The following is a 12,787-nucleotide window of genomic DNA, read 5'->3' as shown; positions in this document are numbered from 1 at the left end:
CCTCATCGGCTGTCGTTGGCAGGCTCGAGCTTCAACGCGCCGCGCCGGATCTCGAACAACATCACGCCTGTGGCGACGGCCAGATTGAGCGAATCGGCCCGGCCTGCCTGGGGGATTCTGAGCAACCGGTCGCAGCTTTCGGCGAGGCTGTCCGGCAGGCCCTGCTGCTCGTTGCCCATCAGCAGCAAGACCGGCCCCCTGGAGAAATCGACGGAGCGATAGTCGACCGCGCCCTTGAGGTGCGTTCCGGCGACCAGGCCGGAAAAATCGCGCCGCCAGGCAAGGAAGGCCTGCTCGGTCGCCCTGGCGACCGGCACGGCGAAGATCGAGCCCATGGTGGCGCGCACCGTCTCCAGCGAGAACGGGTCGGTGGTGTCGCCGACCAGGATGACGCCCTTGGCGCCGACGGCGTCGACGGTGCGGATCACGGTGCCGAGATTGCCGGGGTCGCGCACCCGGTCGAGTGCCACCCAGACATCGCCGTCCCTGGCGCGGACGTCCTTCAGCGGCACGGTCTGCTGCGCAAAGACACCGACAACCATTTGCGGGTTTTCACGGCGGGTGATGGCCGCGAGCACCTTTTCCGATACTTCGAGCACCGTGCCGCCGGCGGCAACGGTCCGCGCGGCGGTCTTTTCGATGGCCGCGTTGCCGCGTCCGGCCTTGGCGAAGACCAAGGTCCTGATCGACCAGCCGAGGTCCAGCGCGTCGATGACCAGCTTCAGGCCCTCGGCCATGAAGGCGCTCTGCTGGTCGCGGAATTTCCTGAGCGCGAGCGCCTTGATGTCCTTGACCAGGGGATTGGCAAGGCTGGTGACTTCCTTGACTTGCCCGACAGGGCGCGCGCCGTCATGTGCCGTCATTCAAGCCACCCAGCGCGAGAACAGCGAGGTCGACAGCGCGCGGCCGGCCGATTTCTCGCGAATGACCAGTTCGCCGGATTCGATCGTGCCGCCCATGCCGGCGAAGGTATCGCGCATCAGCGCATGGATGGCGAAGAAGGAGGCGCGGATCGAATAGGCGGTGAGAACGACGGCGAGCGGCTTCGGCGTCAGGATCGAGCGGCAGAGGTCGGTGAGGCCCGGCAGGTCCTCGAACAATTGCCAGACCTCGCCCTTGGGACCGCGGCCATAGGCCGGCGGGTCGAACAGCACGATGTCGTAGCGGCTGCCGCGGCGCTCCTCGCGCTCCGCGAATTTCACCGCGTCCTCCACGATCCAACGGATCGGCTTATCGGCAAGGCCGGCCATTTCCTGGTTCTCGCGCGCCCAACCGATCGCCTTCTTCGAGGCATCGACATGGGTGACCTCGGCGCCGGCGCGGGCCGCCACCAGCGAGGCGAGACCGGTATAGCCGAACAGGTTCAGCACCTTGACCGGTCGCTTCGCCGCCGCGATCAGCCCCGCCATATGGTCCCAATGCGAAGCCTGTTCCGGAAAGACGCCGACGTGACGAAACGAGGTGAAACGGCCGAGATAGTCGATGCCGTCATGCTTCATCGGCCAGGTTTCGCCAAGCGGCGCTTTCGGAAAGCGCCAGCGGCCGATGCCTTCCTCGTCGGTGTCGCCGGTGAAGACGGCGTCGGCGCGCTGCCATTCCTTCGCCGGAAGGGCCCGCTGCCAGATCGCCTGGCCTTCGGGACGCACGATGCGGTAGGGGCCGTATTGCTCGAGCTTCTCGCCGGCGCCGCTGTCCAGCAGCGCGTAATCGGCGTTGGGCGCGACTTCGAGGATCAGCGGCAGGCGTTCGGCGGGCAGCACGCCCTCGCGGCGCGCGAGCACGCGCGGCGCCGGTTTGGCGTCCTGCCGGTCCGCCGGTCTCGTTTCACGTCGCTCGGCGGGTGCGGCCTGCTGACGTCCGGTCGGGAACGCATCACGCGGGCCGGGCTGTTCCGCCCTTGCGGGATGCGGGCGGCCATCGCGGCGTTTGTCGCGAAAAGATTTCAAGAAGGATCCTCTCCGGCGGTTCGGCCCGCTTCTGCCACAGCTCAGCCCACCGGCGCAACAAAGCGCGGCTCATTCAATGGTGGGATCATCAGCCTTGCCGGACACCGAGCAGGCCGAAACAAAGCGAAACGAAGCCAAGCGCCTTCGCCACGGTCACCGCCATGTGGCCGGTCTCCCAACGGAGCCGGACGATCTCGAAATCGTCCGGGATCGGTCCGGGCGCCCAGGTCGCCAGAATGTCGTTGGCCGGTTTGACCAGGCCGAACCAGAGCGCCAGCGAGACCGCATAGAGCAACGTAGCGATGAGCACGAACCAGAAGGCCGCCGCTTGACCGCGCAGCATCCAGGCAAGCAACACCGGACAGAGGATCGCCACGACGTCCAACGGCGCTCCGATCACGGCAAAGAGCTGGAACTGCGCATTGAAGACCGTCGCCTCACGCCAGAGCGCCGGCGACCATCTGGTCAACCTGGGCAGCGATTCCAGCACATGGGCGAAGGAGGGCCCAAGGCTGAGCGCCGCGACGAAAGCGGTCAGCACCGACCAGAACAGCAGGAATCCGCGCATCTCCATTGCGGACACAACGGGAGCGGGACGCGGGCGTTCCGCGGCATCGGTCTGCTTGCCGTTATGTGCGGGCCAGCCCTATTGTCCAACACACCGGTTAGCCAATCATGTCCCGTTCAGCCCGCCTGCTCGACCTCGTCCAGATCCTGCGCCGCCACCGCCGGCCGGTGAGTGGCCGCATGCTTGCGGACGAGATGGGCGTCTCGATCCGCACGCTCTATCGCGATATCGCGACGCTGCAGGGGCAGGGCGCGCCGATCGAAGGCGAGGCCGGGCTTGGCTATGTGCTGAAGCCCGGCTTCATGCTGCCGCCTTTGATGTTCAGCGACGAGGAGATCGAGGCGATCGTGCTCGGGTCGCGCTGGGTGGCGAAGCAGCCGGATAAAAGGTTGGCCGCCGCCGCGGCCGATGCGCTGGCAAAGATCGCGGCGGTGCTGCCGGACGATTTGCGCGAGGACCTCGACGCAACAACGCTGCTTGTCGGACCGCGATCGGAAAGCGTCGAAACGATCGACCTCGGTGTCGTGCGGCAGGCGATCCGCGAGGAGCGCAAGCTCGGCTTCCTTTATCGCGATGCCGGCGGTTCGACGTCGAAGCGCGTGGTCTGGCCATTCGCGCTCGCCTTCTTCGACAAGGTGCGGGTGATGGCGGCGTGGTGCGAAACGCGCCAGGATTTCCGGCATTTCCGCGCCGACCGGATATCCGACCTGACAGCGACCGACATCCGCTATCCGCGCCGCCGCCAGGCGATGCTGAAAGAATGGCGGGCGACGCTCGATGCGCCAGGACAGAATGGAGCGAAAGACGCCTCCGGCTGATCGCTGCTGCCAGAATCTGACAGCAGGCCCGCGTATGGTTCCCAAGGTTCAGGCACTGTGGAGATCAGACATGACCACGCCGAATTTCGTCATCCTCTATGTGGACAGCCCGGAAAGGAGCGGTGCGTTCTACGCCTCGTTGCTTGGACGCGAGCCGGTCGAATCCTCGCCGACCTTCGCGATGTTCGTGCTCGACAAGGGTTTCAAGCTCGGCCTCTGGTCACGCCACACGGTGGAGCCGGCTGCGACGGCCACAGGCGGTGGTGGCGAGCTTGTGCTTGCCGTCGAGAACGCGGCGGCGGTCGATGCCACCCACGCGGATTGGACTGGCAGAGGCCTCGACGTGCTGCAGGCCCCAACCGATCTCGATTTCGGCCGTACCTTCGTCGCGCTCGATCCGGACAATCATCGTCTGCGCGTCTACTGGCCATTCGAGAGAGCGCAAGGATGAGCGCCTTCTGGGTCGCGGTCGCATCGGCCGAGCATGTGCGGATCGGCCGCAAAGATGGCTTCATGCAGGTCAATCACGGCAAGGCGGCCCCGTTGCGCCGCATCAAGCCCGGCGACGGCATCGTTTACTACTCGCCGAGCACCGTGCTCGGCGAGAAAGACCGGCTGCAATCCTTCACGGCGATAGGCACGGTGCGGCAAGGGGAAGTCTATGAGGGCGTCATGGGCGGCGGTTTCACGCCCGCGCGGCGCGACGTCGACTGGCGCGAGGCCAAGGAAGCGCCGATCAAGCCGTTGCTCGACAAGCTGGATTTTACCGCCGGCAAGCCGAACTGGGGCTACCAGTTGCGCTTCGGCCTGTTCGAGATCAGCGAGCGTGATTTCCGGCTGATCGGCGAAGCGATGGGAGCCAACCTGACCTAAATTAGGTCGTTGCTTGATGCATGTCGTTGTCGCAAAACCGAGGTCACTTTTGCGCGACATGCATTAGCGGTTACTTGAGCGCCTTGTAGACGGCGATGCCGGCGGCGAGATCCTCGAGCGCCGCGCCGACCGACTTGAACAGCGTGATCTCGCTGTCGTCTTGCCGGCCTTGTTTCTCGCCGCGCGCGAGCTCGTGCAGATCGGCGACGATCGCTTCCGGCTTCAGCACGCCCGAGGCCAGCGGCTGGACAATGTCGCCGGCCTCCTTGGTGGCGCCGGCGCGGGTGTCGACATAGACGCGGGCACGGGAAATGGCGTCGTCATCGGCCTCGCGCATGTCGGGCGTGAAGCCGCCGACGAGATCGACATGGGCGCCCGGTTTCAGCAGCGCGCCCTTGACCAGCGGCGTGTTCGAGATCGTCGCCGAGGCGACGATGTCGGCCTCGGCAAGCTCGGCGTCGAGATCGCCGGCGGCACTCGCCGGAAGGCCTTCGGCGCGCAAGGCGGCCGCCACCTTTTCGGCATTGGCCGGCGTGCGGTTCCAGACGCGGATGGATGTGATCGGCCTGACCGCCGAATGCGCCTTGGCAAGGAATGGCGACAGCGCGCCGGCGCCGATCACCAGAAGCCGCGAGGCGTCCTTGCGGGCGAGATAGGAAGCGGCGAGCGCCGAGGCGCAGGTCGTGCGCCACTGGGTCAGCCGCTGGCCGTCGATCAACGCCTGCGGCTCGCCGGTGACGCCGTCGAGCAAAAGGTAGAGGCCCATCACCGCCGGCTTGCCTTTTGTGTTGTTGTCCGGCGACACGGTGACGATCTTGACGCCGATGTGGCCTCCCGCGGAGGTGCCCGCGGCGTTGAAGTCGGTCCAGGCAGGCATCAAAAGCAGGATCGAGGCGGCGCCATCCGGGCGCTCCACGCCATGATGATGGCGAACCGGCTGCACGGCGCCTTCACGGAAGGCGGTGCGCAATGTCTCGACAAGGCCCGGAAAGGTCAGCGCGCGGTCGACCTCGGCGGCCGAAATGGTCAGCATCGGAGACTCCGTGAGGCGTTACTTGGACTGAGCATGATGTCGCCCGAAAGCCGCTTGGCAGTTTTCGGCATCATGCTCTAGTTCGTCGGCTTGGGCAGCGCCGGTCCGTTGGGCGCCACGGGCGCGCGGCTGACTGCCTGGCGCAGGTTCTCCGCCTCGAGACCGCGCTGGCGCGCAAGCTTGCGATAGCGACCCTGTTTCACCCAGGTGGCCAGGCTGCCGACGACCATGCCGATGGCCAAAGCCAGAAACAGGAAGATGAAAAGCGGCAGGCTCAGCGTCAGCGCCGGGTTGCCGGGGTGGAATGGGTCGACCGTGAAGGCAACCGGGCCGCGGTTGGCGACGGCAAGCGCGATCAGGATGATGGCCAGCGGCACGAAGACCACGACGAGGATGAAGCGATTGAACATCAGATCTCCATGGTGAAGCGGCTTTGCGCCAAGATCCCGTTTCAACCCGCCGGCGCGGCGCCTATTTGCCGCCGTTCAGCCTTTCGCGCAACTCCTTGCCGGTCTTGAAGAACGGCACCCACTTTTCCTCGACTTCGACGGATTCGCCAGTGCGCGGGTTGCGGCCGGTACGGGCGGGACGGTTTTTCACCGAAAAGGCGCCGAAACCGCGCAACTCGACCCGGTTGCCCTCGGCAAGCGCATCGGTGATCTCGTCAAAGATCGCGCCGACGATGTTTTCGACATCGCGCAGAAAAAGGTGCGGGTTGCGTGCAGCAATGATCTGCACAAGCTCGGATTTGATCATACAACGTTCCCCGTAAAACCAAGCGATCGATTATCAGGATGATTTTATTGCTTTTTTGGCTGGTACCAACGGCGCCTCAAGGGTGCCAGACCGAAACGAGACCGTCAAGAAACAAGCGGTCGGCACCGAGCTCGTGAATGACATCGCCGCCGGCATCGGGCAGGCCGAGCGCCTTGGCCGCCATTTTTGCGATCGACTGGGAAAACAGGAAACCCCCGCGCCTGTCCTTGTCCTTCCACTCGACGACCTTGAGCTTGCCGTCCACGCCCTTCGTCGCCAGCCAATCGATCGCCTCCTGCTCGCCGCCGACGGCGTCGACCAGATGGTTGGCCAAAGCCTGGCGGCCGGTGAAGATCGAACCGTCGGCCAGCGCCAGCGCCTGATCATGCGTCATCTTGCGGCGGTCGGCGACGATGCCGACGAACCAGTCGTAACTGTCGAGGATCAGCTTGCGCACCATGGCGCGCTCGTCGTCATTGGTCGGCTTGAAGGGCGAGGGCGAAGCCTTGAGCGGCGACGATTTCACTTCCTCAAGCTTGATGCCGAGCTTATCCATGAGGCCGCTGACGTCCGGATACTGGATCAGCACCCCGATAGAGCCGACGATGGAGGTCTTGCGGGCGACGATGTGGTCGGTAGCGCTGGCGATCATATAGCCGGCGGATGCCGCCAGCGTGCCGACTTCGGCCACCACCGGCTTGTCGCCGGCAAGCTTGCGCACCTGCTCGAAGATCGACTCTCCGCCGACCGTGGTGCCTCCGGGCGAATCGATCGAGAGAATGACGCCCTTCACCTCCGGCGACGTGCGGATAGCTTCCAGCCTTTTGAGTAGTTCCTCGTCCTCGGTAATGGTGCCTTCAATCTTGACCTTGGCGATATGAGGCACTGCCTGGCCGGTAAAATTGTCGTCATAGACCCAGGCCGAGAAGGCGATAATTGCTGCCGCCAGAACCAGAAACGCGGCGACGCGCCAGAACGTCAGCTTGCGGCGCAAGCGGCGGCGGTCGATCAGGTCGTCGGCTCTCATTGCCATCGTCAGCCTCATGGATGGGTGGAAGCACGCTTTTAAAGCAAGCCTCGGCGCACGGCTACCGTTTCCTGGAGCGGTCACCGCTTCACGGAACGGTCACACGCTCTATTTCTTGTCCTGATGCAATTCCCGTCGGAAACCGTCCGCACTTGTCCTGGAATCGCCTTGAAAGGCCGGTTTCGGACTTCGGCGTTGACGCCGGCCTCACGAAAAATTAACGCAAGCAGTCCGTATCCTGCTATGAAGTACAAGCCGTCTCGCCGGATTCCTCTCGATTTTGCGGGCGGCAGTTGTCACATTTTTGCAGTTTTCCTCCGCTTGTGCTTGCTTGTAGGTGCCGGCATACCACCTATAGGCGGTGTTTGGCCGGGCAAAGGTCCATTAGAAAAGTCATGTTGGCGCGATCTGACGAAACGAGCGATGCCGGTGAGGCATCGGCTCCCGCGAGCCAAGACGGCACGCGTGGCGATGCCTTCAACCGCGCGCAACGGCACTCGCGCCGCGTCCGCGTGCTGAAATTCGCCGTGCCGCTGCTCGCGGTCGCGATCGCCGTCGCCTTTCCGGTCTACTCCTACCTCAAGGCGCCCCTGTCCGTCTCGGTGCAGGCCGATGGCACGGCGTTCTCCGACGGCAAGCTGGTGATGGCCAATCCGAAGCTCAACGGCTTCACCAAGCAGAAGCTGCCCTATTCGCTGACGGCGACCAGGGCGACGCAGGATGTCGGGCAGCAAGCCGTCATCGACCTCGACGGCATCAATGCCAAACTGCCCGTCGCCACCGACAACATCGTGTCAGTCGACGCCGCGCACGGTATCTACAATCGCGACGCCAATACGATGGACCTGACCAGCGAGGTCAGCGTGACGACGACGGACGGCCTGGTGGCGAAGTTCAAATCGATCTTCCTAGACATGGGCAAAGGCTCTATGAAGACGAGCAATCCGGTCGACGTCAGCCGTGGCGGGTCGCGCATCACCGCGGACTCGATGTCGGTCGAGGACAATGGCAGGCTCGTGGTCTTCGAGAACCGGGTTCGCGTCAACATAGATCCAACTGCGCTGAAGGCAGCGGGGGTAAACGGTGGAGAACAGAATGCGTCGCAGTAAATCCGCATGGCTTCCGGGCGCTGCTTCCGCATTGCTGCTTTTGGCAACCGCGCATTCGTTCGCGCAATCGAGCGCGACCAGCCAGATCCCTGGGTTGAAACTGTCAGGCGACCAGCCGATCCAGATCGAAAGCGATAAGCTTGAGGTCCGCCAGGCCGACAGCATGGCCATATTCAGCGGCAATGTCACCGTCAATCAGGGGCCGACCCTGCTCAAGGCCGGCAAGATGACGGTCTACTACGTCAAGGACCCAAAAGCTGACAAAAGCGCGGCGGCCGGCGCATCGGCGATGACAGGCGCCGCCAATATCGACCACCTCGAGGTCGAGAACAAAGTCTACATCAAATCGAACGACCAGATCGCCACCGGCGACACCGGCAAATTCGACATGAAGACGCAGGTGCTGGTGCTTTCCGGCAAGGAAGTGGTGCTGTCGCAGGGCGACAATGTGCTCAAGGGCTGCAAGCTCACCGTGCAGATGAAGAGCGGCCTCGGCAACGTCGAGGGCTGTCCGCGCGTCATCATGATGTTCAAGCCGCAGAAACAGGACGCGCAGCAGCAGGGAGCGTCGAGCAAGTAATGGCCGGCGTGACTTCGCTGCTGGCCCGTCTTCCGGGACGGGCGGCCGCACAACCCGCTGCGCCGGCGACGGTCGGCACCGACAAGGCGAAGTTCAAGGGCACCCTGATCGCCAAGGGGCTGACCAAGAGCTACAAGGGCCGCAAGGTGGTGAGCGGGGTGACGCTTGGCGTGCGCGCCGGCGAGGCCGTAGGCCTGCTCGGCCCCAACGGCGCAGGCAAGACCACCTGTTTCTACATGGTCACCGGCCTTGTTCCCGTCGACGAAGGTTCGATCGAGATCGACGGCTTCGATGTCACCTCGATGCCGATGTACCGGCGTGCCCGCCTCGGCATCGGCTACCTGCCGCAGGAAGCGTCGATCTTTCGCGGCCTGAATGTCGAGCAGAACATTCGCGCCGTGCTGGAGGTGGTGGAAAAGAGCCGCAAGGAACGCGAGCGCACGCTTGACGAGCTGCTCGAGGAGTTTCACATCAGCCATCTGCGCAAGGCGCCGTCCATGTCGCTGTCGGGCGGCGAACGGCGTCGCCTTGAAATCGCGCGGGCGCTGGCGACGCGGCCGGCCTATATGCTGCTCGACGAGCCCTTCGCCGGCATCGACCCGATCGCCGTCGCCGATATCCAGCAGCTCGTTCGCCATCTCACGGCGCGCGGCATTGGCGTCTTGATCACCGACCACAATGTGCGCGAGACGCTCGGCCTGATCGACCGCGCCTACATCATCCATGCCGGCCAGGTGCTGACGCATGGCCGCGCCGACGAGATCGTCGCCAACGCCGATGTGCGGCGTCTCTATCTCGGCGAGGGCTTCACGCTCTGACCCGCGGGGTCCGACGCGGTTTCGGTGGCCGCGTCACGGCTTTCGGTTATTTTAGCGCTCGATAACGCTCCGGTAAGCCGCAACTGCTAGCGTTTTCCTTGACAAGCAAAAGCCGGGCCAGTTTCTATGCCTGGCCGGGAAAATCTGCTTCGGCACAGTCCGATGCGTAGACGAGGCGTTTGATTCACACCATGGCGCTGGCAGCCAAACTGCAGCTCAGACAGTCCCAGTCGCTGGTGATGACGCCGCAGCTGATGCAGTCGATCCGGCTGCTGCAGCTCACCCATGTCGAGCTCGAGCGCTTCATCGACGAGGAGATCGAGCGCAACCCGCTGCTGGAACGGGCCGAACCGCAGGACGATGCCGCCGGCGATCTGTCCCAGAAAAGCGAGGCGTCGCCGGAAAAGGATACCGAAGGCGATTGGTTCGAGGGCGAGACGGAGTGGAGCGCGGAAGCGATCTCGCAAAAGCTCGATTCTTCCCTGGAGAACCTGTTTCCCGACGATCCAGGCACCAGCGAGAGGCTGGGGCCGGATCTCACGGCGCAATGGAAGTCGGCCGCGGGGGGCGGCGCGGGCGCAGCGTCGTCCGAGGGGTTCGACGTCGGCGACATGGCGGCGGCCGCCATTACGCTGCGCGAGCATGTCGGCGAGCAGATCGCGCTTGCTTCGCTTAGCCCCGGCGGGCGGCTGATCGCGGGTGAGCTGGCCGACGGGCTCGACGAGGCCGGTTATTTGCGCTCCGAACTCGATGAGATCGCGGTCCGGCTCGGCGTGGATGAGGCGGCGGTGGCGCGTGTGCTTGGCGTCTGCCAGACCTTCGAGCCGGTGGGACTTTTCGCGCGCCACCTTGCCGAGTGCCTGTCGCTGCAGCTTGCTGCGCGCGACCGGCTCGATCCGGCGATGAAGGCGCTGGTCGCCAACCTGGAGCTTCTGGCGCGGCGGGATTTCCAGACGCTGAAACGCATCTGCGGCGTCGACGAGGAGGATCTGCTCGACATGCTGGCCGAGATCCGCGCGCTCGATCCGCGCCCCGGCCTGGCGTTTTCGGGCGGCGCGAGCGATGCGATCGTCGCCGATGTCGAGGTCCGCGCCGCCAATGACGGCAGCTGGGCGGTGGAGCTCAACGCCGATACGCTGCCGCGCGTGCTGGTGGACAATGTCTACTTCGCCCGCATTTCGAGCCACGCCAAGGACAAGGCGGAAAAGGACTTTCTCGCCGAATGCCTGCAGAACGCCAACTGGCTGACGCGCAGTCTCGACCAACGAGCCAAGACCATCCTCAAGGTGGCCTCCGAAATCGTGCGGCAGCAGGATGCCTTCCTCGTCCACGGCGTGCGCCACCTCAAGCCGCTCAACCTGCGCACGGTGGCCGACGCCATCGGCATGCATGAATCGACCGTCAGCCGCGTCACCGCCAACAAATACATGCTGACGCCGCGCGGCGTCTTCGAGCTGCGCTATTTCTTCACCGCGTCGATCGCCTCGGCCGAAGGCGGCGAAGCGCATTCGTCCGAGGCCGTGCGCGACCGCATCAAGCAGATGATCGACGAGGAAAAGCCCGCCGACGTGCTTTCCGACGACGCCATCGTCGACATGCTCAAGGAAAGCGGCGTCGATATCGCGCGCCGTACCGTCGCGAAATACCGCGAAGGCATGAACATTCCATCGTCGGTGCAGCGGCGGCGGGAGAAGCGAGCGCTGGCGAACGCCGGCCGCTAGGCCACCCCCGAATCCCGACAGTTCCCCACAATTCCCAAGCTTGATTGACAAGCTGCAATGAAGTGGCTAGAAGCCCGCCCGCATGAGCAGGGCGGTAATGCCAGCTTGCGAATGGGTCCGTCAGACAAGGCCACGGACGGCCAAGAAGGCGACTTGTGATCAACCGGAAAGTTCGGGTCTAAAATCGGCGCGCAGGCCGCTGCAAAGCTTGTGCGCGCGCACCACGGGTATAAACTCGGGAACAGTTTGAAGCCTGAGCAAGGAAGGTCAGTTTTCAGATGAATCTACGCATTTCGGGAAAACACATGGACATCGGCGATGCGTTCCGTACGCGCATCAACGACCGGGTCGGCGAGGCGATCGAGAAATATTTCGATCGGGGTTTTTCAGGACATGTCACGGTCATCAAATCGGGGTCACGTTTCTCCGCCGACTGCATGGTCCGGCTCGATTCCGGCGCTTCGCTGCAGGCGACCGGCGACGCCCAGGATCCGACGCTGGCCTTCGAGGCCGCCGCCGACCGCCTGGAAACACGGCTGCGGCGCTACAAGCGCCGGCTGAAGTCGCGCAATACGGGCAACGGCAATGGCGAAGAGCCGACCGACATCGCCTATACCGTGATGGCTCCTCTCACCGACGATGAGGAAGATATTCCGGAGGACTTCGCTCCGGTCATCGTCGCCGAATCAAGCATGACGCTGCGGACCATGTCGGTGGCGTCGGCCGTCATTGAGCTCGATACCAGCGACAGCCCGGTTTTCGTCTTTCGCAATGCCGGAAACGACCATCTCAACATCGTCTACCGCCGGCCGGATGGCAATATCGGCTGGATCGATCCGTCGACGACCAAAGTCGCGCAGGGATAAAAAGCCAGCCGCGCAAGGGGGCGACGACTGGCGCGGCAGGCGAGCAAGGGATTTTTCAAGCATGGATCTCAGTGATCTCATCAGCGTTCCGGCGATCATGCCGACGTTGAAAGCGAATTCCAAAAAGCAGCTTCTGCAATTGCTGTCGGAGAGGGCGTCGGCGATTTCGGGGATTCCGGAACGGGAGGTGTTCGACACCATTCTGCAGCGCGAGCGGCTAGGCTCGACCGGCGTCGGCAACGGCATCGCCATTCCGCACGGCAAGCTCGCTGGCGTGAAGAGGATCGCCGGCGTCTTCGCCCGACTGGAAACGCCGGTCGATTTCGAGGCGCTCGACGACCAGCCGGTCGACCTGGTGTTCCTGCTGCTTGCTCCGGAAGGCGCCGGCGCCGACCATCTCAAGGCGCTGTCGCGCATCGCGCGCGTGCTGCGCGACGCCGACACCGTGGCCAAGATCAGGGGGACGCGCGACGCCGTGGCGATCCACGCCTTGCTGTCGGACACACAGGCCTCGCACGCGGCCTGAAATCTTAGGATTAAAATCTTCGGAGGGTCGCCGTGAGCGGCCCTTTTCATTTCGAAGGTGGAGTCGCGTTAGATGTTTGATCCCAGGCTTTGATGGGGCATCCTTATCTTCCGAATCAAAGGATGCGCTATGGGCCAGGTTCTGCA

Annotated in this window: 16 protein-coding genes; 9 read left to right on the top strand and 7 right to left on the bottom strand. The window is 64.1% G+C overall.

Annotated features, from left to right (window positions below; translation table 11 throughout):
- Positions 1 to 2 precede the first annotated feature (2 nt).
- From FJ957_RS28350 to FJ957_RS28340, 3 genes are all read right to left on the bottom strand, one after another.
- Positions 3 to 863 carry an RNA methyltransferase gene (locus FJ957_RS28350; protein WP_140836120.1) on the bottom strand — a complete coding sequence of 287 codons (861 nt, stop codon included), beginning with the start codon at positions 861 to 863 and terminating at the stop codon, positions 3 to 5.
- On the bottom strand, positions 864 to 1,946 hold the full coding sequence (locus tag FJ957_RS28345; protein ID WP_140836119.1) for a class I SAM-dependent rRNA methyltransferase: 1,083 nt from the start codon (positions 1,944 to 1,946) through the stop codon (positions 864 to 866).
- Positions 1,947 to 2,034: 88 nt separating this feature from the next.
- Entirely contained in the window at positions 2,035 to 2,520 is a 486-nt protein-coding gene (locus tag FJ957_RS28340) for a DUF1772 domain-containing protein (protein ID WP_140836118.1), read from the bottom strand.
- A gap of 101 nt (positions 2,521 to 2,621) precedes the next feature.
- Here FJ957_RS28340 and FJ957_RS28335 point away from each other — a divergent pair, with 101 nt between their 5' ends.
- The 3 genes from FJ957_RS28335 to FJ957_RS28325 all read left to right on the top strand — a co-directional run bounded on the left by FJ957_RS28335 (position 2,622) and on the right by FJ957_RS28325 (position 4,205).
- Positions 2,622 to 3,332, top strand: a complete 711-nt coding sequence (locus FJ957_RS28335; protein ID WP_140658047.1) for a YafY family protein — start codon at positions 2,622 to 2,624, stop codon at positions 3,330 to 3,332.
- Positions 3,333 to 3,402: 70 nt separating this feature from the next.
- Positions 3,403 to 3,783: a VOC family protein gene (locus FJ957_RS28330; RefSeq protein WP_140836117.1), complete on the top strand. Its 381-nt coding sequence runs from the start codon at positions 3,403 to 3,405 to the stop codon at positions 3,781 to 3,783.
- Entirely contained in the window at positions 3,780 to 4,205 is a 426-nt protein-coding gene (locus FJ957_RS28325) for an EVE domain-containing protein (protein ID WP_140836116.1), read from the top strand. Before FJ957_RS28330 ends, FJ957_RS28325 begins: the two co-directional genes overlap by 4 nt.
- A gap of 70 nt (positions 4,206 to 4,275) precedes the next feature.
- Here the strand turns inward: FJ957_RS28325 and FJ957_RS28320 are convergent, their stop codons facing one another.
- The 4 genes from FJ957_RS28320 to sppA all read right to left on the bottom strand — a co-directional run bounded on the left by FJ957_RS28320 (position 4,276) and on the right by sppA (position 7,027).
- Positions 4,276 to 5,238, bottom strand: coding sequence for an ornithine cyclodeaminase family protein (locus FJ957_RS28320; protein WP_140836115.1), 963 nt, complete (start codon positions 5,236 to 5,238; stop codon positions 4,276 to 4,278).
- A 77-nt stretch (positions 5,239 to 5,315) separates the two neighbouring features.
- Positions 5,316 to 5,648 (bottom strand): LapA family protein, encoded by a 333-nt coding sequence (locus tag FJ957_RS28315; RefSeq protein ID WP_140836114.1) that lies wholly within the window; start codon positions 5,646 to 5,648, stop codon positions 5,316 to 5,318.
- Between the two features lie 61 nt (positions 5,649 to 5,709).
- Complete coding sequence (locus FJ957_RS28310; protein ID WP_027165368.1) at positions 5,710 to 5,994, bottom strand: integration host factor subunit beta; 285 nt, start codon at positions 5,992 to 5,994, stop codon at positions 5,710 to 5,712.
- Positions 5,995 to 6,070: 76 nt separating this feature from the next.
- A complete protein-coding gene (gene sppA, locus FJ957_RS28305) occupies positions 6,071 to 7,027 on the bottom strand; it encodes a signal peptide peptidase SppA (protein WP_140836113.1) in 957 nt (318 codons plus the stop codon).
- Positions 7,028 to 7,416: 389 nt separating this feature from the next.
- On the opposite strand from sppA, the gene lptC reads away from it, so the two are divergent.
- The 6 genes from lptC to ptsN all read left to right on the top strand — a co-directional run bounded on the left by lptC (position 7,417) and on the right by ptsN (position 12,641).
- Positions 7,417 to 8,130, top strand: coding sequence for an LPS export ABC transporter periplasmic protein LptC (gene lptC, locus FJ957_RS28300; RefSeq protein WP_140644564.1), 714 nt, complete (start codon positions 7,417 to 7,419; stop codon positions 8,128 to 8,130).
- Positions 8,117 to 8,710, top strand: coding sequence for an LptA/OstA family protein (locus tag FJ957_RS28295; RefSeq protein ID WP_140836112.1), 594 nt, complete (start codon positions 8,117 to 8,119; stop codon positions 8,708 to 8,710). Before lptC ends, FJ957_RS28295 begins: the two co-directional genes overlap by 14 nt.
- The gene (gene lptB / locus FJ957_RS28290) at positions 8,710 to 9,528 is read left to right on the top strand and encodes an LPS export ABC transporter ATP-binding protein (RefSeq protein ID WP_140644562.1); all 819 of its coding nucleotides are present in this window, start codon (positions 8,710 to 8,712) and stop codon (positions 9,526 to 9,528) included. The genes FJ957_RS28295 and lptB overlap by 1 nt, the downstream gene beginning before the upstream one ends.
- A gap of 191 nt (positions 9,529 to 9,719) precedes the next feature.
- Entirely contained in the window at positions 9,720 to 11,249 is a 1,530-nt protein-coding gene (gene rpoN / locus FJ957_RS28285) for an RNA polymerase factor sigma-54 (RefSeq protein WP_140836111.1), read from the top strand.
- Between the two features lie 278 nt (positions 11,250 to 11,527).
- Positions 11,528 to 12,115, top strand: coding sequence for a ribosome-associated translation inhibitor RaiA (gene raiA, locus FJ957_RS28280; protein WP_040997480.1), 588 nt, complete (start codon positions 11,528 to 11,530; stop codon positions 12,113 to 12,115).
- 61 nt (positions 12,116 to 12,176) lie between these two features.
- A complete protein-coding gene (gene ptsN / locus FJ957_RS28275; RefSeq protein ID WP_140836110.1) occupies positions 12,177 to 12,641 on the top strand; it encodes a PTS IIA-like nitrogen regulatory protein PtsN in 465 nt (154 codons plus the stop codon).
- The last annotated feature ends 146 nt before the right edge of the window (positions 12,642 to 12,787 follow it).

The organism is Mesorhizobium sp. B2-4-6 (genome assembly GCF_006442775.1).
In the GTDB taxonomy this organism is placed as follows: Bacteria; Pseudomonadota; Alphaproteobacteria; order Rhizobiales; family Rhizobiaceae; genus Mesorhizobium.
The sequence above is the reverse complement of the archived record's forward strand: the minus strand, read 5'-3'. Positions and strand labels throughout refer to the sequence as shown.